General features: G+C 53.8%; 20 protein-coding genes. 4 read left to right on the top strand and 16 right to left on the bottom strand.

The genetic code is table 11. The annotated features are described in order from the left end of the window. Positions 1-112: 112 nt before the first annotated feature. A complete protein-coding gene (locus JIN87_RS17545) occupies positions 113-796 on the top strand; it encodes a rhomboid family intramembrane serine protease (RefSeq protein WP_200356900.1) in 684 nt (227 codons plus the stop codon). Here the strand turns inward: JIN87_RS17545 and JIN87_RS17540 are convergent. Then, positions 793-1,212: an acyl-CoA thioesterase gene (locus JIN87_RS17540; protein ID WP_200356899.1), complete on the bottom strand. Its 420-nt coding sequence runs from the start codon at positions 1,210-1,212 to the stop codon at positions 793-795. The two genes, JIN87_RS17545 and JIN87_RS17540, sit on opposite strands and share 4 nt — an antisense overlap. A gap of 117 nt (positions 1,213-1,329) precedes the next feature. On the opposite strand from JIN87_RS17540, the gene JIN87_RS17535 reads away from it, so the two are divergent. Further along, positions 1,330-1,608 carry a hypothetical protein gene (locus tag JIN87_RS17535; RefSeq protein WP_200356898.1) on the top strand — a complete coding sequence of 93 codons (279 nt, stop codon included), beginning with the start codon at positions 1,330-1,332 and terminating at the stop codon, positions 1,606-1,608. Positions 1,609-1,638: 30 nt separating this feature from the next. Here JIN87_RS17535 and JIN87_RS17530 read toward each other — a convergent pair whose 3' ends face one another. The 4 genes from JIN87_RS17530 to JIN87_RS17515 are packed head-to-tail and all read right to left on the bottom strand — an operon-like array spanning position 1,639 to position 4,137. Further along, on the bottom strand, positions 1,639-2,826 hold the full coding sequence (locus JIN87_RS17530; protein ID WP_200356897.1) for a beta galactosidase jelly roll domain-containing protein: 1,188 nt from the start codon (positions 2,824-2,826) through the stop codon (positions 1,639-1,641). Between the two features lie 11 nt (positions 2,827-2,837). Next, on the bottom strand, positions 2,838-3,023 hold the full coding sequence (locus tag JIN87_RS17525; protein ID WP_200356896.1) for a type II toxin-antitoxin system antitoxin: 186 nt from the start codon (positions 3,021-3,023) through the stop codon (positions 2,838-2,840). Between the two features lie 29 nt (positions 3,024-3,052). After that, the gene (locus JIN87_RS17520; RefSeq protein ID WP_200356895.1) at positions 3,053-3,223 is read right to left on the bottom strand and encodes a DUF1737 domain-containing protein; all 171 of its coding nucleotides are present in this window, start codon (positions 3,221-3,223) and stop codon (positions 3,053-3,055) included. A 17-nt stretch (positions 3,224-3,240) separates the two neighbouring features. After that, complete coding sequence (locus tag JIN87_RS17515) at positions 3,241-4,137, bottom strand: SPFH domain-containing protein (protein ID WP_200356894.1); 897 nt, start codon at positions 4,135-4,137, stop codon at positions 3,241-3,243. A 50-nt stretch (positions 4,138-4,187) separates the two neighbouring features. On the opposite strand from JIN87_RS17515, the gene JIN87_RS17510 reads away from it, so the two are divergent. Next, positions 4,188-5,036, top strand: coding sequence for a rhomboid family intramembrane serine protease (locus tag JIN87_RS17510; protein WP_200356893.1), 849 nt, complete (start codon positions 4,188-4,190; stop codon positions 5,034-5,036). Between the two features lie 22 nt (positions 5,037-5,058). Here JIN87_RS17510 and JIN87_RS17505 read toward each other — a convergent pair whose 3' ends face one another. From JIN87_RS17505 to cbiB, 9 genes are all read right to left on the bottom strand, one after another. Continuing rightward, positions 5,059-6,615: an HDOD domain-containing protein gene (locus tag JIN87_RS17505; RefSeq protein ID WP_200356892.1), complete on the bottom strand. Its 1,557-nt coding sequence runs from the start codon at positions 6,613-6,615 to the stop codon at positions 5,059-5,061. Between the two features lie 234 nt (positions 6,616-6,849). Then, entirely contained in the window at positions 6,850-8,304 is a 1,455-nt protein-coding gene (locus JIN87_RS17500) for a cobyric acid synthase (protein ID WP_200356891.1), read from the bottom strand. Between the two features lie 80 nt (positions 8,305-8,384). Then, a complete protein-coding gene (locus tag JIN87_RS17495; RefSeq protein WP_200356890.1) occupies positions 8,385-8,972 on the bottom strand; it encodes a cob(I)yrinic acid a,c-diamide adenosyltransferase in 588 nt (195 codons plus the stop codon). 112 nt (positions 8,973-9,084) lie between these two features. Next, the gene (locus JIN87_RS17490; protein WP_200356889.1) at positions 9,085-10,245 is read right to left on the bottom strand and encodes an adenosylcobinamide amidohydrolase; all 1,161 of its coding nucleotides are present in this window, start codon (positions 10,243-10,245) and stop codon (positions 9,085-9,087) included. Between the two features lies 1 nt (position 10,246). After that, a complete protein-coding gene (locus tag JIN87_RS17485) occupies positions 10,247-11,254 on the bottom strand; it encodes an ABC transporter ATP-binding protein (protein WP_200356888.1) in 1,008 nt (335 codons plus the stop codon). After that, entirely contained in the window at positions 11,251-12,303 is a 1,053-nt protein-coding gene (locus tag JIN87_RS17480) for a FecCD family ABC transporter permease (protein WP_200356887.1), read from the bottom strand. Before JIN87_RS17480 ends, JIN87_RS17485 begins: the two co-directional genes overlap by 4 nt. A 68-nt stretch (positions 12,304-12,371) precedes the next feature. Further along, on the bottom strand, positions 12,372-13,472 hold the full coding sequence (locus JIN87_RS17475) for an ABC transporter substrate-binding protein (protein ID WP_200356886.1): 1,101 nt from the start codon (positions 13,470-13,472) through the stop codon (positions 12,372-12,374). A 67-nt stretch (positions 13,473-13,539) separates the two neighbouring features. Further along, the gene (locus tag JIN87_RS17470; RefSeq protein WP_200356885.1) at positions 13,540-15,423 is read right to left on the bottom strand and encodes a TonB-dependent receptor plug domain-containing protein; all 1,884 of its coding nucleotides are present in this window, start codon (positions 15,421-15,423) and stop codon (positions 13,540-13,542) included. Between the two features lie 439 nt (positions 15,424-15,862). Beyond that, positions 15,863-16,798, bottom strand: coding sequence for an adenosylcobinamide-phosphate synthase CbiB (gene cbiB, locus JIN87_RS17465; RefSeq protein WP_200356884.1), 936 nt, complete (start codon positions 16,796-16,798; stop codon positions 15,863-15,865). Positions 16,799-16,972: 174 nt separating this feature from the next. On the opposite strand from cbiB, the gene JIN87_RS17460 reads away from it, so the two are divergent. After that, positions 16,973-19,807 (top strand): glycosyl hydrolase, encoded by a 2,835-nt coding sequence (locus JIN87_RS17460; protein ID WP_200356883.1) that lies wholly within the window; start codon positions 16,973-16,975, stop codon positions 19,805-19,807. On the opposite strand, the gene JIN87_RS17455 is transcribed toward JIN87_RS17460, so the two are convergent. Both JIN87_RS17455 and JIN87_RS17450 read right to left on the bottom strand, forming a co-directional pair. Further along, positions 19,804-22,356: an ABC transporter permease gene (locus tag JIN87_RS17455; RefSeq protein ID WP_200356882.1), complete on the bottom strand. Its 2,553-nt coding sequence runs from the start codon at positions 22,354-22,356 to the stop codon at positions 19,804-19,806. The two genes, JIN87_RS17460 and JIN87_RS17455, sit on opposite strands and share 4 nt — an antisense overlap. Further along, positions 22,349-23,092 carry an ABC transporter ATP-binding protein gene (locus JIN87_RS17450; RefSeq protein ID WP_234033469.1) on the bottom strand — a complete coding sequence of 248 codons (744 nt, stop codon included), beginning with the start codon at positions 23,090-23,092 and terminating at the stop codon, positions 22,349-22,351. Before JIN87_RS17450 ends, JIN87_RS17455 begins: the two co-directional genes overlap by 8 nt. Between the last annotated feature and the right edge of the window lie 11 nt (positions 23,093-23,103).

The following is a 23,103-nucleotide window of genomic DNA, read 5'->3' as shown; positions in this document are numbered from 1 at the left end:
ACAAGCACGCTCCCACACTTTTCGCCTGTTCAAGAATTCTCGCTTTGTCGAGCGGAGCCAAAGCAGGATTGTCACAACAACCGGAAGCGTTTTGCTGATCTGAAACATCCGCATGAACGCCCCCGTCACCATTTCCATCTGCATCGTCACCGCCATCGTTACACAGATCGCCCTGACCAAGCCCGCCGTCCTGCAACGACTCCTTTTCAAGCCAGAAGAGATTCTTCGAAAAAAGGAGTACGACAGACTCTTCTCAAGCGCCTTGATCCATGCGGACTGGATGCATGCAGGTTTCAACCTATTCGCCCTCTACTCGTTCGGTAGCGCGATCGAAGACATCTACGGCTGGAAAACGCTATTCGTCATCTACGCCTTCTCCGTTCTAGGTGGCTCTCTCCTCTCGCTCTACTTGCACCGCCACCACAACTACGCCGCGCTCGGAGCCTCCGGAGGGGTAAGCGGAGTCATTTTCGCCACCATTTTCCTGGTACCCGGCACCGGAGTTAGCCTGTTCTTCATTCCAATCGCCATTCCAGGAAACATCTTCGCCCTCATCTACCTGATCGGATCCTTCTGGGGGCTACGAAAAAAAGTCGGAAACATCGGGCACGACGCGCACTTCGGCGGAGCGATCGCCGGGCTAGTATTCGCCTACTCGATACGACCCCAGTTCTGCCTAGCAGACCCGCTCTACTTCTGGGGATCAGTCGCCGTTTCAATCATTTGCCTAGTCGTCCTTTACCTCGATCCGCAGAATCAAAGCGGTTCCCTATTCCCCAGCAAAAAGAGCGACTAGGACTTGAGCCTATCATAGAACGCCTCAGGCATTCGCACCGGTTTACCTGTTTGGTAATCCACCGCAGCCATCTCCGTTTTCGCGAGCACCAGCAGATCTCCCGCCGAATCAAATCCACGATAGAGCAGATCAAATCGAGTGGGACGCCTATTCGCCACCGCTATCTCCAACTTCATCGTGTCCGGATAAAAGGCTTGCTTGGTGAACTTAATCGCGAGCTCTGAAAGAATGAGAGAAGCACCCTCCACATCCATCTCCGTGTAGCCGAGGCTTTCGAGAAACTGGAAACGCCCTTCATGCAAATATTCCACAAACACATTGTTCGCCACATGATTGCCGTAGTTGTGGTCCGTAATCCGAAAACGGATACTCGCCGTGAAGTCGATACGCTCTAAGCTCTTGATCTCTTTAAACATACTCAAAGGCCGACAATCTACCCCCTGGCAGACAAGCAATTCAACTCAAGAGATTGCCTTGAGCCACTTAAACTGGCCGCTGGACAAAACGGCGCCACTCCCCTAGTCCTCCCGCAAATGCCATCTAGGGGACGACATCAAAGCACATCAAAGGAATGCCAGAGGGCGATCGAGAAGATCGAAGCGCTCGAGGGTGTGGTGGGCGTGATCATTGGCAGGTCCTACGGAGGCAAGTCCCTGGGAGGAAGCCGAACCGGAGCGATCAAAATCCAAAGACAACAACCGGGAGGATTCAAAGCCGTCACCCAGACAGCGAAAGGGCTTCAGGAGCTTTTCATCCGCATCGAAACCGGCTGCGAGGAACAAGTGGCCGACTCGATCGAAAAGTTAAAGTAGCTGGCGAGACAGGAGCTATCGCACAGGCTTTCAGTCCTCATCCCTGCCTAAGAGCCAATTCCAGACCTCCGGCCAGGTCATGCCACGAGCCTCCTCCGCAAGCGTCTCGCCTTTTACGACATCCTCGACCCGCATGATCCCAACCGGACCTGAATAGATGCCGCCCGCTCCAGCCGAATCGTGCACTCGAACAGCCAGCAGATTCTCCTCCCTCAACAAATGGGTCGGGAACTCGTAGACTCTGTTCCGACGCCAAAACTCGCTGTTTCGCTCTCGGTCCTTACCATCGAGCTTACCTGTTTGGCCAATGCGTTCCCCATTCAGGAACACCTCGTCCGTATCGTCGATTTTCCCCAAGACCAAAGCCAAGCGCTCCTCGTCTCCAACCGTCACCGCTCCAAAGCGTTTCTGATACCACGCGTAGCCGTCATAGTCCTCGAATCCGTTCGCTTCCCAGACCAGAGGAACTTGCACCTCCGTAAATCCTTCACCCATCTCCGACGCCCAACGCGAGTCGTCACCCGTACGAAACTGCCACAGCCCCGCGAGATCCAGCAACGGCTGCGGCAACTCCGAGGCATAGATTCCGACAGGCCCCTGCACAATGCCTCCGCTGAGCTGGTCGTCAAAAACACGTACCGCGATCACGTTCTCCTCGTCCGCCTTCAAAAGAAGCGGAGGCACCCGATAGATCCGGTTTTGATTCCAAGCCGTCAAATACTCAGGGTGCATTTTGCCGCGCCCATCGATACGAGTCCCGTTCACAAACACCTCGTCTACGTCGTCCACCCTCCCAAGAAACAAAAAGAGCGGGCGATACGTATCCTTCGCTTCAATACGAAACGCCTTCCGATACCAAGCGAAGCCGTCATAAGACTCGTACCCTTGTTCGTTCCAATCGCCCGGCACCGAAATCTGCTCCCAGCCCGAATCGTCAAACTCAGACGCAGCCCAGCTCGCATCATCCCCAAGGTTGAACTTCCACTCGCCTTTCAAACCGACGACCCGTTCCCGAGTATCCTTAGTGATGAACTGATGCGTTGCAGGAACGACTAAGCCCGCCTGCCCGCGATTCGAATGTTCATCACCAAAAATCCCGAACCAGCTCAACAATCCCGTGCTGGATGCCAGCGTGACGATGCCAGCGATTATCGCGGTCGAAGAATTTTCCTTTTTGCTCGAGGACTCCTCGCTCCTATTTTCTTGAGATTCAAACATACAAGCAGTGGTTAGGATTCATCGACTGTTGACGACTGAGTGTTCGACTTCCCCTTTCGCTTGCGCACCGCCTCGCGGAGGAGAAACTCGATCTGTCCATTTACGCTTCGGAAGTCCTGATGGGCCCACGCTTCAATCTCCTTAAACAAGGAGGGATCTATTCGCAACGCGAAGGACTTTCGATTGGGACAAGCCATGGCCTCTTTTAACGTATTACTTAAGGAGCTTAATGCCCACGCCGCTTTACGACCGTTTGCACAAACGAATTACTCGTCACAGCCACGCCGCCCAAAGGCTCCCACCCCTTGCGAATAGCATCGTTAACTCTATCGACCAGTCTTGTCTTCGCCTTCTTCTGAGAAAAAGCGAACCCCTCAGAGATTAGTTTGTACTCCATGATCTTACCCTCCTGCTTTACGTGTACAAAGTGCCTGTATTCACAACTGGATGCACTTCCTGATCACCACAGAGAACAACAAGAAGATTGCTCACCATCGTAGCCTTACGTTCGGAGTCCAGATCCACAACGTTGTGTTCGTCCAACTCCTTAAGAGCCATATCAACCATTCCCACAGCTCCCTGGACGATTTTAGAACGGGCCGCAACAATCGCTTCCGCCTGCTGGCGACGGAGCATCACTTGAGCGATCTCCGGAGCGTACGCCAAGTGGGTCAATCGAGCCTCCTCAATTTGCACGCCCGCTTTCGCCAAACGCTCTTGAAGTTCCTCCTGCAAGGCCAGATTCACCGCGTCCGCGGAAGAACGCAATGTCAGCTCCTCACCCTCTCCTTGATCATAGGCGTAGCTGCTCGCCAAATGACGAACCGCCGACTCACTCTGGACAGAGACGTAGTGCTCGTAGTTGTCCACATCGAAGCTCGCTTGGGCAGTGTCATCCACCTTCCAAACCACGACCGCAGCGATCTCGATGGGATTGCCGCGCATATCGTTCACCTTGAGCTTGTCCCCGTTCAAGTTGCGAGCCCGAAGAGAGACTTTCTTCTTAACCATCAGAGGGTTACGCCACAAAAACCCGCTTTCACGAACCGTACCTTTGTAGGAACCGAAAAGGATGAGAACGGCTGAGGTGTTTGGCTGGAGAGTGAAAACGCCACTCGCGACAAAAATAGCTGAGAGAATGGTCGGAATCGCCAAGATCCCGTAGAGCGGAACATGGCGGACAATAGAGGAAACGATCAATAGAACGCCTGCGATCAAAAGGAAGATGGCCAGACTGATCATAGTCCAACCACTCGCGGCGGAGGTGAGTTTCTCAGCGTTCGCTGAGCTTGGGGCTTTTTCGTTTTTCATGCTTGGATACCTTTCGTTGAATGATCTCAAAGTGATATCACTTTGAGATCATGTCAAGGGGATTGGAAAAACCAGGGATTTGTCGCGAAACTGGATTTCTGCCTTTAAACCCTTCCTCTCTTAAGCCAGCAAAGGGTATCAAACTATTTAAGACAGCCACCCCTGCCGTAGTTGGCATTCTCATCGTAAACGTTCTTCTTTTCGCCTGGAAGATGCTGAGCGAGCCTGCGAACCCACGCGTTGAAGCGAATCCCGTCGACGAGCTTCTTGCCCTGCACTTCCCCTACAATGACCGCCTGGGGTTTTGGCAATACGTCACGCACATCTTCATGCACGGACATCTGGCTCACATCGCCTTCAACATGTTCGGCGTCTTCACCTTCGGTTCCATCCTTGAACGCGTATGGGGCACCAAACGATTCCTCATCTTCTATTTCGCAGCTGGGATCGGGGCAGCCGTCATACACACCGGAGTCAATATCTACGAATTCGGGACATACGTGGACTATCTCGCAACAAAAGGAGTATCCGCCGAGTCAATACAAATGTTCCTCGATTTCAAAATCAACCTCCCGTACCTAACCGTCGAAGAGGCGAAAGCCTTCAGGGGAATCTACTGGGGCAGCATGCTTGGAGCATCTGGCGCGCTCTACGGCGTGCTCGTAGCCTTCGCTCTTCTATTCCCCAACGCGAAACTTGCCCTGATCTTCCTGCCGGTTCCGGTTGCCGCCAAATACTTCGTCCCCGTCCTTATCCTAATCGACCTGCTTTCAATCAAAACCGGTTTCTCGCTTTTTGGAGGCGGCATCGCTCACGTTGCCCACGTGGGAGGAGCCTTGATCGGCTTCCTTCTGATGCTGTACTGGAAAAAGTCCCTCCCCAGATACCGATACGAATAGAGACCAGGCAGATCGCGATCCGCTAAAACGAAGCGTACAAAGTCGCAAGACGACTGCGAAACTGCTTCAAGCGTTTGTGCGTCACAGGCTCAATCTCTATTGAGGCCCCATCCATCTTAACGCCTACAAAGAGAGCAAAAAGCGAGTTACCCACCGCAGCGGGCAATACAATAAGCGATTTAACGTCGCCCTTTTCATGTATCCAATCGGGAATCACAGATGCGATCTTTCCTGCTCCTGTATCCTGAATCAAAATGTCTTCTTTCCGATTAAGGCAAATCGCGAACAAGTCCTTGTTACGCGAGGAGATGATAGGCCGGTTCTTGATTCGCTCGTACAAAGCGCCTGTACCATGGCGAGCCGAGAACCGAAGATCCTGAGAGTTCTCGGTATCCTGCAAAAACGTCATGCAGCCTTCGAGTTTGAGTTCGTCGCTGATCGCCTTGTTCAAACTCGTGTAAACCTCGCCAAGTTGCCCGTCGCTCATTCCGCCGGAACCCCCTTCCATAAGCTCAAGCAACTCCGCCAGCGATTGAGCTCCCTCGATCTTCGGCTTCCCGATGCCGATCGATTCCCTCGCTTCACTAGTCGACTTTTTCGGACGCGTGACAGGACGCCCATTCAATCGGGCCCGCAAAGCGCGATTCGCATGAGAGTGCGACGCCTTTATCCCGACCACTTCATTCAGTTGACTCATAGCGGAGTCCACCTCTTCGAGTCCACCGACCACCATATCAATATCAACCGGCAAGCTGTCTCCAAACATGTGCACGATCGAGCGAAGTTCATTCTGGAAATCATCCGGACTCAAACTCTCGTCGAAGGCCAGCTCGCAAACCCGCACACAAAATTCCGACGCGATCAGGATCTCCTCGGACTCGGATTGAGCCGAACGATTCAGTTTCTCTTTTGGCACGCGTTCAAGCGACGCCATGATCAACTCCGGCAAATTCGTCCCGAGCAAGAGCGTGTGCCCCAGCTCTAGCGGAGTCATCCCGAAAACCTCATGGTAGGCCGAATCGCCCCCTCCTTGCTGGGCCAGCGAACGAGCTGCCAAGTACTCGTCCACAAAGAACGTAGACATCAGCAGCTTCCCATAATTTCGCAGCGAACCGCTCACGAAAGCAATATCCGGATCGGCCGAAAAGAGCTCGGAGCCTCCCACCAAATTTTGGGCCAGCATCCCGCTGCACACGGAGAGAGACGCCATTTCGCGCTGTTGCTCGTTGTCTATTCCCTTCCCGGCGTTTTGAGCCAGCATCACTGACAAGGTGAGGTTCCGTATACGTTCGAAGCCAACCGTATGGATCGCCTGTGAAATCGTCCCGATCTCCACCCCAGACGGATTATAGCCAAAGGTATTCGCCGCGCTGATCACCTTTTCCGTCACGCTCGGATCTCGCTCGATAATCTCAGACAAATCTTGGACTGAAACCGAGGCGATTTGCCCCGAAAGCTTGCGCACCGTCTGAACGATCTCCGGCATAGCTCCCGTTTGACCGCTCTCGAGAGCGTCGTTGAGACGTCGCAAGGTCCTTTTGGCGAGGGGGTTAAGTGTATCTGTGGAGGAGTCGGGCACGGGTGGGAACGGTCGATAGAGGGGAGCGCGAAGCAAGCACCCTAGCAAATAGCTGGAGATGAGCTCAGTCAGATATCGGCAAAACGCCCCAGCAAGTTTAGGGAATCGAAGAGAATCCACCTAGGAGGAACCGAATTAATCTTACGTTAAGGTTCCAAGCCGACCTAGGACCACCCCAGGAGTAAATCACCTAGCCCACCGTCAGCTGCCAATCGCACGCTTTACCACGATTGCCTACAACCCCAAGTACCGCCTAACAGGTTCTAGATCGAGATGAGATTCGATGCTCTCAGCCATCGAATCGTAAACGCCGAGCCGCTTACTCCGCCAATCCGCTCTAGACACCACAACACCCCCGATCCCAGCCTCTTCCAAAAGTCGCTCCCGAACAGACGGACTATCAAAGAGCCCATGCTGGTAACTCCCCCAAACCTTGCCAACCTTGAGCCCATCAGACTTCAACTTGCCGCTACCCATCGGGCCAGCTTCAAAGAGCGACTCAAATTCGGCTCCCTCATTGAGGCGACTCTGCCCAGTGTGAATCTCGAAAGTCTCCCACCGTTCGTCAGCCAGAACGGACTCGTTGCGAACCACCTGTTTCGCCTCGCAAAACTCGGTGTCAAAGGGCAATAGCCCCAAACCATCCGCCGTCTCTTTGCTTACCGGATCAAACAATCGCCTCCCAAGCATCTGCTTGCCCCCGCAAATGCCAACAACCGTAACGCCCTTGCTAGCGACCTCTATCACAGCCCTCCCCAAGCCGCGCTCTCGCAGCCAAGCCAGGTCCGAAAGAGTGTTCTTAGTCCCCGGCAAAACGATCGCCGCAGCGCCCCTCACAACTTCCGGATCCACCGTCCAAATATTTTGAATACCTTTATCCTGCAGCCACGGCTGCATGTCTTGAGAATTCGCGACCTGCGGATATTTGACCCAAGCGACATAGGGTCGATCCTTGGCCGGCAACCTGACAACCGAATTCAAACTGTCCTCGTCATCGATTCCCAATGTCGAATCAAACGGCAGGCACCCCAGATACGGCAGCTCCATCCTCTCCTCAAACTCATTGCGAGCGCCATCAAACAAGCTCAAATCCCCCCTGAATCGATTAACAATCGCCCCGAGCCCCCTTCGCTGCATCGCCGACGGCAACAACCCCCATGTGCCGAACACCTGAGCAAAAACGCCACCGTACTCAATATTGGATACAAGCACCCACCTGCCATCCGTGTATTCGATCGGTCGCAGATTCACGATATCCCGCGACATCAGGTTAAGCTCCACCGGACTCCCCGCCCCTTCCATCACCAAGACATCACACTCGCCACGCCATCGATCCAGCGTCTCGGCCACGATCCCCCAAGACTCCTCGATCGTCTCGTAATAGTCGCGAGCTAGCACAGTCTCCCCCGCCACGCCTAGCCTCACAATCTGAGAGCCGTTAGCCCCGTTTGGCTTGAGCAGGATCGGATTCATTTCAACAGCTGGAATCAAACCGCACGCTTCCGCCTGTACCGCCTGAGCCACTCCGATCTCCCCGCCCGTCAAAGTCGCAAAGGCATTGTTCGCCATGTTCTGAGCCTTAAAGGGAGCGACCTTCACTCCTTGCTTACGCAACCAAGCGCACACAGCCGTCGCCATCCAGCTCTTGCCAGCATTCGAAGAGGTACCAAGCAGCGAGATCGTTTTCATAGCTTCGAAGCCTCCATCGGAAGCGATAAAGCACCGCTGTCCCCGCTGGACCAGGAATGAACGATCCTCTCCCCCATCGCCTAGCTCTTGCTACGCTCCGGTTTAAACAAACGCCAACGCTCCTCAGTAAGCCCCTTGCGATGCGTTTCTTGACGAGCCAGTTTAAAGGCGAGATCCGACAAACGGTTCACAAATTTCAATACGCTCGGATTTACAGGATCGATCTTGTTCAAGGTCACCAAGCGACGTTCCGCTCTACGAGCCACCGTCCGCACCATATGACATTGAGCGCAAATCTGATTTCCTCCGGGCAACAAGAAATGTTCAGTCGTATCCGCAAGGCTTTCCTCGATCGCCTTCATCCACTCCTCCATCCAAATCGACGACTCTTCGGGTAGCGGAATCGTCGGCTGCTTCTTCGCGTACGAAGGAGTCGCGACATGCCCCATCAGATTCATCATCTCCGTTTGGATACGCTGCAGTCCCGATTCCCAATCGTGCTCCGCCGGCAAAACGCTCCGCAAAACACCGATCACACTATTTGTCTCGTCAAGGTCACCAAGCGCCTCGATACGAGCGTCGTCCTTATCGACGCGCTCACCACCACCGCCACCAATGGCCGTCTTTCCCTTGTCTCCTCCTCGTGTCGAAATAACACCTTTTCCCATATTACTAACTCTTTCTAGTGCTCTCTGTAGGGCGGGGCGTTGACCCGCCATTCTGTTGAAACCGATTGTCGCCTCAACGCGGCGACCTACAAACAAATAAGATCCTTCCAGACTAATCTTCGAAGCGGCCTTCCCACTTCAGCTCATAACCCACGACGAAACACCGTCGCACCAGCTCAACGAAACTTGCAGACTCCACACTAAGCTCAAGATCGCCTAACCGTTCCTGCAATGCGTCACGATCAATTGCCTTATTCGCAACCGCAGATGCCAACACCGCAGCATGCCCAAGCATGATTTCGTGGATACAATTAACTGGCGAGACCCCCCAAACAAACTGATCACGCACGTGCACAAGGGCCTGTACCGCAGCCACCGTCACCGGATCATGGTTAGCTGACAAAAAGTTAGCCTCAAAAAGAGCTCCCTGAGCCTCCGGCAACCTGGCCTTCACCTCAGCGGTAAAGCGCTCCTGCGTCTCTCCAAAACGCAATAGCTGGGCAACGCTAGACCGGCGGGCGTCAGGAGTCAGTCCCGATTGGAGATTCAACGCTTCTTGCAAGGATCGCCGCACAGCCTTACCAATCAACTCGCCTAGCTTCGAGTGCTTATTCGCATCCGTATGCCGGATACGAGTTCCCAGTTGGCAAGCGATTCCAATCTGATCCGTACCAGTACCTGTCGCAATCCCTTCCGAATACTTGGAAGGCGCCATCAACTCCTGCAGCACACTGGACTTCGCCTCGGTCATAACGGTGCTAGCAGACACCAACGCTCCCTGAGTCATCTCCTCGCTCACCAAAAGAATCGTGTTAATCGTACCTGCCTGCGGCGGCTTCCGACCGATGATCACAGTCCCCTCTTCCGACTGATAGTACGAAGCTGGGTCGCCCGCTCTTCCACCATTTCCGCCTACACCAGCAGTAGTTATAGCAATCACTTCAAGCCCCTCGAAATTTTCTCTGGCAACAACAGCGTTATTCACATTCGCCGCGGTTCCGAGAGAAGCGCTTTTCTCGTAATCGATCCCTGCCTTGTTCGCGATCCGTTTTTGATAGCGTTCGGGCTCCTTCGTCGCCACATGGCACAAGTCAATTCCGGAATGAGCACGCGGTTCACAGGATTGGTGATTATAAAGAAACTCCAAATCCTCCCGCATGCCTCCATTGAACCGACAAGTAGAGAGCACTCGGTGCGGCTTCAAAAAGCGAGCGAAGACAATCTTCTCCTCCCGGTGCAATTCTACAGCTTCGTAATATTGACCAATTTTCATCTTACACATTCGAGCCGAGCAATCGCTCCACTAGCTCCGATAAGCTACGGCACTCAAAGTTCTCCCCTTCAAAACTGACCCTCCAACAATTCTCAATAACCTGTATCGACAATTTGGATTCTTCTTCGTTGTCAACGACCTCGTAACCGATTCGCGACAACGCCCTACAGGTCCAGACACGCTCAGCACCCGTTCCGCCGACATAGACCTTAGCGCAAGCGTTGCGGTGCATTCTGAACGCACCTTGCTCCGGATCCCAGTCAACCTCGCCCGAAGCGAAAGTCGCCGCGATCTCCCCCTCCAGAGCAAGCTGCTCAGGCATACCAGTTTTCAAAGTCCCGTCTGAAGCGAGCAACCAAAGCTTGTCAGCGCTCCTCAAGGCCAGATCCAGATCATGCGTCGACAGTAAAATACAGAGTCCTTCCCTCCGAGCCAGATCCCTCAAGGTGCGCATAAGCTCCACCCGCCTCGGCAAATCCAGAAACGCGGTCGGCTCGTCCAGCAGCATGATCTGCGTCTCTTGCGCCAAAGCGCGGGCGATCATGATCTTTTGCCGTTCACCATCGCTCAACTCCGAAATTTGACGATGAGCCAGATGCCCAGCGCCAACAGCTTCCAGCACCCAGGAAATTCTCTCCTTGTCCTCAGCACCCAATCCCCCCGTCCAACTGGTATGAGGATGCCGCCCTAGAGCAACGACTGAATAGCCATCGAACATACCAACCGGCAAACTATCGGTAAGCACCACACTGACCGACCGCGCCTTCTCTTTCGGAGACATACTCGAGACATCTGTTCCCGAAATGTGGATACTCCCTCCTAAAGCTGCCTGCATCCCCGAAAGGCTCCGAATCAACGTCGACTTACCCACTCCGTTTGGTCCCAACAAGCAAACGAATTCACCCGGTACCAACTCAAGATCCAACCCCGAGGCAACGGTACGTGGCTCTTGCCCCTTGATCTTGTATCCGACTCGCAACGACTCGGTCTGCAAAGGCTTCACACTCATCCAAAAGCCTTTCGCAAATTCCTCTGCCGAATCAAAGCAGCTATTATCACAGGAGCCCCCACCAAAGCAGTCACTGCATTCAGAGGCAATGCTCCGTCGAACCCAGGAGCTTTCGCCACTAGATCTGCAGCCAAAGCGATCGCCGCTCCGCCTAGCAACGAAGCCGGAATCAGAACTCTGTGTTGGGCCGTCTTGAAAAGATAGCGGCAGAGATGAGGAGCCGCTATCCCAAGAAATCCGATCGGTCCGCAAAACCCCGTCACCGTTCCGGCCATCAAACTCGCTAATCCGAGCGCGAAAATCCGAACCGCCTTCACGTTCGTCCCCAAAGATTCAGCGAAACGCTCGCCCATCAGCATCGCATCAAGCGGCTTGCACAGGAACAAGCTGGCCACCGCTCCCGAAACGATACAAGTCCCAAACACCCTCATATGGCTCCACGCCACGTTGCCAAACGTCCCGTACGACCAAGCGAAAAACGACTGTATCCGCTCCGCCATACTATAAAACATCAAGATGCTGACAACCGCTCCTACCGCATAGCTCAGCATCAATCCAAGAATCAGCAGCGACATGACATCCACCCTTTGAGCAAACGACAGGACAATCGCCAATACGACCGCCGCCCCTCCTGTCGCGGCGATAACCGTCAAAAGGTGCCCACTCAACTCCAGCCCTTGCGTAAGCGTCACGCCCGCAGGAGCCAATACCAGCAACACGATTGCAACCCCCAAACTCGCCCCAGAGTTCACTCCGAGTACAAACGGGTCAGCCAACGGATTCCGAAATATCGTCTGCATCAGCAAGCCTGCCACCGCCAAAGCGCTTCCAGCCAACAAAGCGGTCAAAGCCCTCGGTAAACGGAAATCCAATACGATTTGACGCATCACCGACTCATCCGAGGAATCGCCAAAAAAAGCGCCCCAAACATCAGCGAGAGAGATCGTGGCCGAGCCTAAGCAAATATTCGCCAACAACAGAGCCAGCACTCCCGCCCCTAAAAGGGCGAAGAGCAAAACGGAGCGCGAACTGGAGGCTGGCTGGGTCATTGATTAAAGAGTCTCGGACATTCAAATAGGATTCCGATTCTTCAGCGCGTTCGACGGTTTGAAAACACCTATTTTAACCTCTCGTAAAATATGAACTCATGATCCGGTACGAGCTCTGGGTGAAAGATCTTGATCAAGTCCGCTAGCACTTCGTCAGGATGTGAAACGCCACGCTCGAAGATATCGTTCCCTCCATGCTCGTTTACCCGTACCGTGTTGTTGAATACACGCCCGTCTCTCAACGCTCGAAACCCCACGAATCGCTCATCCAAAGCCAGCAGTTCTCGACGAGTGGAAAAGTGGCTTGGATTCACCCAAAAGTCCGCTTCCGCTGCCCGTTGCAAAATCACCTCCACATCGAGAGGCACTCCCCCACGAGATTCGTTCCCCTTCCAGAGATAGTCCGCGCCCGCATGACGCAAAGCGGTAGCGGTATAGCTCTTTCCTCCGGGCACATGCCACGTGCCTGCAAATGGAGCGCTCGCGAAAACCGTTGGCCGATTTGCGACAGTCCTGGTAAGCGCCTCCAGATTCTCATAACGCTCCGCGATCCCATCAAAGATCCTTTCCGCCTCATCATCCTTGCCGTAAAACGCGGCCACAAACTTGATCCACTCCGTACGCGCCAGCGGATGCTCTTCCATATAGCTCGCAGTCACCACCACCGGCAAGCCCGCCCTTTGCATTTGTGGATGCACGTCGAAAGTCGGATTTCCAGTCGTACTCGTCAGAATAAGGTCGGGCTGCAGCATAAGCATAGCCTCCACGTCCATCGCCGCTCCTGATTGAATTTCCTTAGCAGCACCGCTCTCAACCAGTTCATGAGCCCGGAGGTCGTTAGCGAACTTCAAGTACGCGATCCCTACCAACGAGTCGTACAAATCGAGATCGCGCACAGGACCGAGAAAAACGGTGGCCATAACCGCAAGCCGCTTAACCGGGGTACGCACCACAATCGCCCCCTCCTCAAGCTGAGGAATATCAGACTCCCGCGGCACCAAAGCATAAACTTGCTCATGATCGCCCGCGCCCGCCCAGGTGTTGCGTACCACGATCTCCTTATGCGACTCGAAATCCTGAATCTCGAAATTTTTGGCATAACGGAGCTCCGCGGCCAACTCAAGGCAAGCCCAGCAGCATACAGCGACAAGTCCAACAATACGTTTCATCAAAAACAGAAAAAAACAGGGACAGGGCACTCGTCGATAAACGAATTCCCCGTCCCTGGTAACCTTTTTAGAAATTCATACGAACGCCGGCGTTCACATTCGCCCCAGCAGTTTGATAGCCTGCGATCTCCTCGTATTCAGTATCGAATACATTTCCGATTCGGATCCACAAAGAGTGAAGATCGTTCAGCTCGTAGTTAGCAGCGAGATTCATAACCTCATACCCTTCGAGCTTGGTTCCAGCGAAACGAGAGCCACCATCACTGTACTGGCTTGAAACGGCTAGAACATTGGCATTCAGAGCCAATCTCCCATCCAGCATCTGGTAGTTCACGCCCAGGGAAGTTACGTTGCGCGGCACACGCAGCGCCTCAACAGTGCCGTTTTCCTCCGCGTCGCTGTAGGTGTAGGCAACCTTGAAACGGAGGTCGTCAGTGGGATAGTAACGGATAGCGTTTTCGATTCCCACACTCTCGTACTTGCTTACATTTTTATAAACGCCATCCCAGTCGATCTTGTCATCGACCTTGTTGCCAAAAAGAGTCGAAGCGACTTGTACCTTGCCACCCGCGAAGTTCTTTTCGATCCCCAGGTCCCAACCTTCACCGGACTCGGGCTTTAGATCCGGGTTGCCGTACGTACCATTGAAGAGCTGATAAAAAGAGGGAGCTTGAAACGATGTCCCAAACGATCCTCTCACTCGAGCATCCACATCATCGATACGGTAGCTAAAAGTCGCACGGTAGGTCGTTTCGGAACCGTAAGCGCTGTTGTCGTCGTAGCGAGCGCCGAGAGTCACGTCAAGGTCCTCGCTCAGAGCCAGCACATTCTCCATAAAAATGGAGGTATCAGTTCGTGAACCTACATCGCTGATGTTATCCTCATCTTCGTATTCAACTCCTCCCACAAACGTCCAAGCATCATTCGCTTTAACAGTGTTCACCCAGTCATACTTGAAGCGTTCACCGATCGCATTGTATGGCCATCCATTCGTATAGGACATCATATCGACGTCCGAATAAGCGATATTGGCTGTGCTCGTCCAATTGTCTTGAATACGAAATTCGCTCCCTGCCCTCAGAAAGAGTTGTTCAGAAGTTGAATAACGATCTCCACCGTCGTTCGCGTTCCATGGCGATGGCACACCAGGATCAAACTCCGAATAGGTGTCCAAATACAAGGCCGACGCATAGAAGCTCGTCGTCTCGTCTAATTCGAAACGGACCGCACCACTAAGCGTCGTATTATCATAAGTGTCGTCGTCTGCCCACGCCCAGCCGTACTCTGGCGACTGAGCTGAAAAACCTTCCGACTCGTGACGCATCGCATCCACGGACCAACTGAAGCTACCCTGCGATCCTGAGTGACCCAAAGCGTAGTCATAAGTGTCATACGATCCGTAACCGAGCAACAAACGCCCCCCAGGAAGCGAGCCAGCTCCCAACGTATCCACAGAAATGACACCCGCCAAAGCGTCCGCTCCGTACAAGGAGCTTTGAGGGCCGCGCAACACTTCCACGCGTGACGCCGCGCCAGTAAAGAGATTGCCGAGGTTCATCACCTGCCCGTTGGATGGATTGCTAACTTCGATGCCGTTGACCAACACCGTCGGGCGATTCGAACTCATCCCTCGAGTCGTAATGCCAAAGGTTCCACCGGGACCTCCGTTGTTTCTCATCAACAAGCCGGGCACCTCACGAAGGGCATCGACTAAAAATAGCTCTTGGCCGTCCCTCAGGTCGTAGCTGTCCAGCACATCGACCGTGCTGCCCACTTGCTGCACGGGAATTTCTAGGCGAGACGCGGAAATGGAAAACGCGTCGAGTTCATATACGCCGTCGCTATTGGCATCCTGAGAGCGCGCAGGAGCCGCCAAGCAGGCGAGACCGAGTCCAGTCGCAACGAGCAAGCGACGGGTCGTGTTTGGTTTGTATTCAGTTTTATGGTTCATTTATCGGTGTGTAGTACGCCGCTCTCGAAAAGGCGCTACACACCGAACAAGCCTAGAGAGAGCCTCCCGTTTAATCAAAAATACAGGATGCTTCTGCTCTGTGCCTCCGGAGCATTTGCGTTACCCTCTTGCTCAAGCGACAAGTTGATTGCCCCTACGCGAAACGCAGCGGCGGGTACTATCCGTAGGCAGTGGTCGGACTCCAAGTTTGCATCTCGCTGATTGTCAGAGAGAAACCTTACCCTACTTTGCGACTGCGAAGCTTGAGCCATTACCAGAGACTCAAATGGGCTTGTGACTTGTTACCGTAGCGCGACTGTCGCCGATTCTAACGGCGTTTCCTGTCGACGGATTGTTAAAGAGTTTGAAAAGAACCCCCTCCTTAAGCCGCACTCGAATTTCCTTAGCAAGCCTAATTAAAGAGAAAACTGTAATTAGATTAGAGGCTGGCCAAAACTCCCCATGCCACCGCTATCAAAACTAGGCATTTCGCGTAGGCAGTCCCCATCAGCCGAGTCGCTCCAGCAATATCCGCACGAGTTGGCTGAGGCCTTCCCTCATTCATCTCCGCAGTCTGAACGAGTTGCCCGCGTTCGTACATCCGCCCCCCAATCACTACGCCTAATCGCTTCGCCATCGCGGCCTCCGGCCAGCCGGCATTAAAGCTTGGGTGCTTTTTCGCGTCCTTCCGAAGTTCCCTCCAATTCGGGGCTTCCCGAAAGGTCAAAAGCAACACGCAGCAAAGCCTAGCTGGAATGAAATTCAACACGTCGTCGACACGGGCGGAAACTTTGCCGAGCTTCTCAAAGCGCTCGGTCCGATGCCCCACCATCGCATCCAGCGTGTTCGATATCCTAAAAAGCAGTCCACCGATCGGGCCCAACACCGCGATCCAAAACAAGGGAGCGATCACCGCGTCATTCAGATTTTCCGCTCCACTCTCGATGGCAGCTCGACACACATCATCCTCCTCCATTCGATCCGTGTCGCGACCAACGATCCAAGAAACGCGCTTACGCCCCTGCTCGATCCCCTGCTCAAGCCCGCTCTTAACCGCCAGCACATGCTTAACCAAATCACGGTAGGCGATACATTGGAAAACCAAGATCCCGTCGAAAACCACTTTCGCCCAACTTCCGACCATCTCGAGCAACAGCGCCACCGCCCAATACCCGCCCAAACAAATCCCAACGATTCCCAGCCAGAGTATCATCCCGGCGAATACTCTTCTTCCGATTGACGAAACTAAAAGCGACTCCCCCTTAACAGCGAGAGCGCCCACGAAGCGAACCAAGTGCGGCATCTTCCGTGGGTCCCCGAAAACAAAATCAAGGGCGACGCCCAATCCTAACGCGATGGCGAAATCTACAATCACGCTTCGAGCATAAGCCAAAACCAATCCCAGAAGTCGAGCCTGAGACGCGCAACAACTTGTCTCATTCTACGAAAACCTGCCAATTGAACGGGTTTCGAAATCAGCAAATGGACACAATCCCCTCTCGCGATAAGCTACCTCCAATCCATCGCGCAAAACAGCCACACCAGAGCCATGCCTTTCCCAACCAAACTCTTTCTCATATCACTATTGGCCCCGCTTTCACTCCAAGCGGCCGAAGACCCCCTTTTTCAACTCTTCGAGGATCCACCCTCGGAGTATCGCCCCTTCGTGCGGTGGTGGTGGAATGGCGCTCGCATTGACGAACAAGAAGCGATCCGTCAGTTGGACGTACTTAAGGATGCAGGGTTTGGAGGAGTTGAAATCAATACCATCGCCATGCCCCACGAGGCCGACCCAAGTACCTTTGAGCACGCCCCTGCCATGACTTGGCTCGGCCCCGACTGGTGCAACACCGTTGAAGCGGTCGCCCTCGCAGCCAAACAACGCGATCTGACTCCAGACATAATTATCGGCTCCGGTTGGCCCTTCGGCGGAGAGTTCCTCGAAACCGATCACCAGATCCAGCGACTCCGCATAACCAAGACTCCACTACAAGGCCCCCTCGCAACAAGCATCGAACTAACCAAACTCGCTAACGCTAACTCGGGTAGCGAAGACCACGAATCCATTCACGACACCACCCCTTCTCGATCCGAGTACACGTTCCTGCGGCTAGTGAACGAAGATGCGTACGAAAACGAAGCTTCTGGGCAACTAGGAACCGAACTCCTCCACCAAACCTCCGACGGCAGCATAGACATAAAAATCCCCGAGGGAAACTTCACCCTCATTCTAGGAATCGTCGAAACTGGCTATACTCAAGTGAAGCTCGGCGCTCCCGGAGCAAAAGGTCGCATCCTAGACCACTTCAACGGTACAGCCGTATCCAAATACTTAGACTATATGTCTACGGAAATGGAGCGAAACATCGGCGAGAACTGGGGAGACCTCTTTCGAGCAACCTTTGTCGACAGCCTCGAGCTGGCCCACTGCAACTGGACGCACGACTTCCCCTCCCAATTCGAAAAACGCCGCGGATACTCCGCCACACCTTTTCTCCCATTCATTCTAGATCCCGAACGCCAAGACAAAACAACCCGCCGAGCTCGCTACGACTACTCGAAAACCATCATCGAGCTCTTCGATGAACGCTTCGCGACCACCTACGTCGAGTGGTGCGAGCGAAACAACCTAGGCTCACGCATCCAAGCTTATGGTCGGGAAACCCACCCTCTACACGGAAGCATGCGCCCCACCCACCCGGAGGGCGAATCTTGGCTGTGGCACGATGAAAGAGATCGCCCCAGAATCTTCGCCGACTCTTCCGCAATCAACAAATACGCGTCATCGGCCGCCCACCTCAGCGGCAAACGTACCGTCAGCTTCGAAGCAATGACCAACGCCGTCCCGGTTTTTCGAGAGACTCTCGGAGACTTCAAACGTACCTTCGACCTAACAGCCCAATCCGGGCCGAACCACCCAATCATCCACGGCTTCAACTACACGCCGCTCGAGGCCGGCTTCCCCGGCTGGGTTCGCTTTGGCTGCTATCTCAACGAACGGAACCCATTCTGGCAGCATATGCACCAGTTCAACGACTATGCAGCGAGAGTAGGAACCATTCTTAGAAACTCCGACTATCAAGCTCAAATCGCCGTTCTCGCCCCCCGACCAGAGGAATGGGAGCGATACGGCCTCCTCTACCAACCTTTCCCTGAAAAAGTGTACCCTTGGTACCAATACAGACTGCCAATCGCTCTCCAAAAACTAGGCTTCGGGGTCGACTTTGTCAGCGAGGAGATCATCGCCGAATCCACCATCGAAAACGGCATAATCAATTACAACGGAAGAAAGTACCAAGCCCTCGTCCTTGAGGAGGTTGCCGCGATCTCTCAATCAGCCGCCGAAAAAGTAGCTCAATTCTCGAACCAGAGCGGAAAGCTGGTAATCATCGGAGACCGCCCGAGCAGAAACTCCGGCCTTAGCCCGAACTGGGAGACAAACTCGGCATACATCAAGGAGATCTTCTCAACACTCCGAAATCACAATACGCTCGACGTTCCTCCTCCCGCACCGCCGGAAGGTTATACGAGCGAAACAGCCTCTGGAAAAAGAGGAGAACCATTCGACGATTCTCAGCTGATCCGTTCCCTCGCCCACATTTTCCAGAAGCTAGATCTGCAGCAGCCAGCCAAACTGAACGCCCCATCTCCATGGATTTCTCTCGTACACCATAAATCAGACGACGACAGAGATTTCCTTTTCCTCTCGAACTCCAACAACACCGAGTCCGTCGAATTCGAACTAACGCCCCAGATGCTAGCTCCCCACGCAGAACTCTGGTCACCTCACGACGGCTCTCGAATCCCCATCGCCCTAAGTCCTAAAGGAACCCTTAAATACACGCTCCAGCCAGCTGACTCCATTCTACTAGCATTCGCCAACACATCCAAGCCGCAAGCTACCCCAATCCCTCCGCCAACAAGGAGAACAGAAAGCACGACTCTTTCTGGCCAATGGACACTCCTCTTCCAACCCGCCGACGGAAGTCCAAGCTTCGAGCGCCAATCAAAAAAACTCGCCGACATCAGCCTATCAAGCGATCCAGCATTGGCCAGCTTCTCGGGAAAGATAACCTACCAAAAAGAGATAGAGCTCCCAGAGGCCATATCCGACGCGCTCCTCGACCTCGGAATCGTAAACGGAACGAGCACTCTAAAACTGAACGGCAAGACAATCGCCTGCAAATGGTATGGGGCACACGAATACAAATTGGGCGACATTCCAAGCGGCAGACATTCAATCGAGATCGAAGTTACGACCACCCTCGGAAATTACCTCAAGTCCCTAAAAGACAACAAAACCGCCCAACGCTGGACGCACTGGTACCGCCCCATCGAGTCGGGAATACTCCAACCGGTCGAACTTGTGTACTCCCCAAACTAGCTTTCGCTCCGTATCGACTCCATCGGCGATTCGCTCGCGATGCCAAGACTGTTAAGCATTCCAGTTAACCAGGTCATTCCAGCTACCACAAAAACCGTGGCAATCGTGACACCCCAAGGAATATAGAGCTCAACCTTGAGAGCATACTTGGTCACCGCCCAACCAGACGCCAGCGAGAGAGCGACGCCCGCGAGGCCGGCGATAACTCCGATCAACGCGTACTCTACCCCCATGATCCCACGTATTTGTTTCGCGGATGCGCCAATCGTTCGCAACAACGCACTCTCTCGTGCCCGCTGATATCGGCTTGTAATCACTGACGCCATCAACGCAATCAAACCGGTCACGATCGTAAACGAAGCCATAAAACGGATCACAAAGCTGATCTTATCGAAAATCTCTCCCAGCGTCTCTAGCAACATTGTCAGATTAACCGCCGACACATTGGGAAAACGCTTCACCACCCGACTTTGCAGGGCGACCATCGTCTCTTGATTTTCGGCATGAACAGCCGTCACAAAAAACGCAGGTGCGGCCTCAAGAACCCCTGCCGGAAAAACCACAAAGAAGTTAGGCTTCATTTCGCGCCAATCCACTTTTCGGATACTTTCCACAACCGTCTCAATCGGCAGGCCTTGCACATCCCACACGATCTTATCACCGAGCTCTAGCTTGAGAGCCTCCACGATTCGCTCCTCCACAGAAATCGGAATCGCCTCGCCACTATCTAAAGAAGCATTCGAGGTGAAGCTTCCCGCTATCAGCTCTTCATCCTCCCGGAGAAAGTCGCGGTACGTCGATCGATATTCACGCTGAGCCGCCCATCGTTCGATCTTTCGATTCGGGTCCTTCTTCAGCTCCTCAGCCGTCATACCGTTCAGGCTCTGCAGTCGCATCGTTACGATTGGAGCAGGATGGAGAGACTCCACTTCAAGCTCTTCCATAATCTCATTCACTCCCGCCAACTGGTCCGGCTGGATATCGAACATAATCACGTTTGGCTGGCCTTCGTCATCAGCCAACTCCCCCTGACGCAACATGCTTTGCTCGCTGATATAAATCGTGTAGATCAGGAACGCCCCCATCCCTAAGGTCACTACCAGCATGCCTGTCCGATTGTTAGGTCGATGCAAATTCGCCAAGCCCTGCCTCCAAACATACGGCAGCCCAGCTAGACTCATTCGTTTCAAGACAAAACGAAGCAGCCAGCCGATACTCGCGAGCAGGATGATCGCCGCTACGATCCCTCCAAAAAATCCAAACGCCTGACCAAGCGTCCTCGTCTGGGTAACCGTAAAAAAAGCGGCCAGCCCCACCAGCCCCGCATTCACGAGGAGAAAAGCAGGATCCTTCCAAGCCGAACCTCCCGTCTCTACCGACGCCCGGATCGCTCGCAGAGGCGTGATTCTCCGAAGAGGCAGCAACGGGAGAAAAGCAAACAGAGTCGTAAACAACCACCCAAACAGCAAACTGGAAAAAACGCTCCCCCAAGAGATTTCGACCTGCAGCTCCAGTGGCAAAAACGACTCCATCAACTTTGGTAGAAAAGACTGAATCGACATGCCAAGCGCCGCCCCGGCGACACATCCCACAAATCCAACCACTGAAATTTGGATACAATAGATCAAGGTTGCCTGAGAGGAACTAGCTCCCACACATCTTAAAGTAGCCACCGCATCCGTCTTCCCCTTGAGATAAACCTGAACCGCCCCGGCAATCGCGACACCTCCCAGGAGCAAAGCGACAAAGCCAACCATGCTCAGAAAGCTGTTCATGCCCTCCAATGTCCGACCGATCTGACGCCGCTGATCCGCAACCGTATCGACATCCACCTCGAGATTCTCCAGCTCTTCCCTGACCGCCTTCAAGGCCGCCAAACTGGACTCCGCAGAACTCTCCTCAAACTTCTGGTACTCAAAATAATGAAGGCGACTGCCATACTGAGCCAGCCCGGTAGCTTCCAGAAAACGCATCGGAATCAGAATTCTCGGAGCAAAGGACCCCGTAAACGAGCCTTCCCCTGGAATTCTCAAGACAGAGCCGAGGACCTCGAAAACCTGCTCCCCGATCTTCACCGGATCACCGACTTCCAGGTCAAACTGGATCATCAAACTCTCCTCCAAGAGCGCAACAGGCTCGTCGCTATCCGCCACTCTCAAGTCTTCAGGGACTGTATCCAGCTTTCCATACCACGGAAAACCACCTTCCATCGCATGAGCTCTGACGATACGCGTATCATCCATCGTCGGGAAATAAGCCATCGTAGCGAACTTCACCTCACGGGCTCGATCGAGCGCAGGCACCTTCTCGATGAGAGCATTTACCTCATCATTGAAAGGAACCTTCGCGTCATACTCGACATCGGCACCCAGCAAGCTTCGAGACTGCCGATCCATCTCGCTCTCAAGATTGTCTCTAAACGAGTTGATTGCCACCAACGCAGCGACCCCAGAAACAACCGCCAACGCAAAGAGCCCCAAACGCCTCTTGGCCCGCCGCATATCACGCCAAGCCATGAGCAATATCCAAGAAAAGCCTGCCTTACTCATTCGCGTCCGAAGAAGAAATCTCCCGCAATTGCCCGTGATCGATGCGCAACAATCGATCCGTCGTCTGAGCAAGCTCCAGATCGTGAGTCACCAACACCAAAGTCGTTCCCTCGGTCTTGTTGAGTCCAAAAAGCAAATCCACGATCGGCTCGCTCGTATCCGCATCGAGGTTACCCGTAGGTTCGTCGGCAAACAAAATACGAGGCTTGTTCACGAACGCTCTCGCCAGAGCGACACGCTGCTGCTCGCCCCCCGAAAGTTGAATCGGGTAGTGAGTCGTCCGATCCCCTAGACCGACCTTCTCCAACAGCTCCTTGGCTCGCGCCTTCGCCCCTCTCTCCCCACGCAGTTCGAGCGGCACCATCACGTTCTCCAGGGCAGTCAAAGTCGGAATCAGCTGAAAATTCTGAAAAACGAAGCCAACGCTTTCGCTTCGCACTGCAGCACGCTCATCCTCTCCCAAGCCCGAAATGTCCTGCCCGCACAGGGCCACTTCCCCCGAGCTCGGCTGGTCCAGACCGGCGCAAATCCCTAGCAAAGTAGTCTTACCACTTCCCGAAGGGCCAATAATCGAAACCGTTTCTCCCTCGTTCACCGAGAAAGAGATCCCTTTGAGAACCTCCAAGTCCTCTCTGCCGCTGTGGTAAGTCTTTTTCACCCCAGCCAATTTCAGGACCGCAAGTTTCTCACTCGTTTCTGTCATGCGGTCCGACCCAATAATCGTTTCTTGTAACATGCAACTCGTTA

The sequence above is a fragment of the Pelagicoccus mobilis genome, assembly GCF_016595505.1.
Classification (GTDB): domain Bacteria; phylum Verrucomicrobiota; class Verrucomicrobiia; order Opitutales; family Opitutaceae; genus Pelagicoccus; species Pelagicoccus mobilis.
This window is presented reverse-complemented; position numbering and strand designations above follow the sequence as displayed.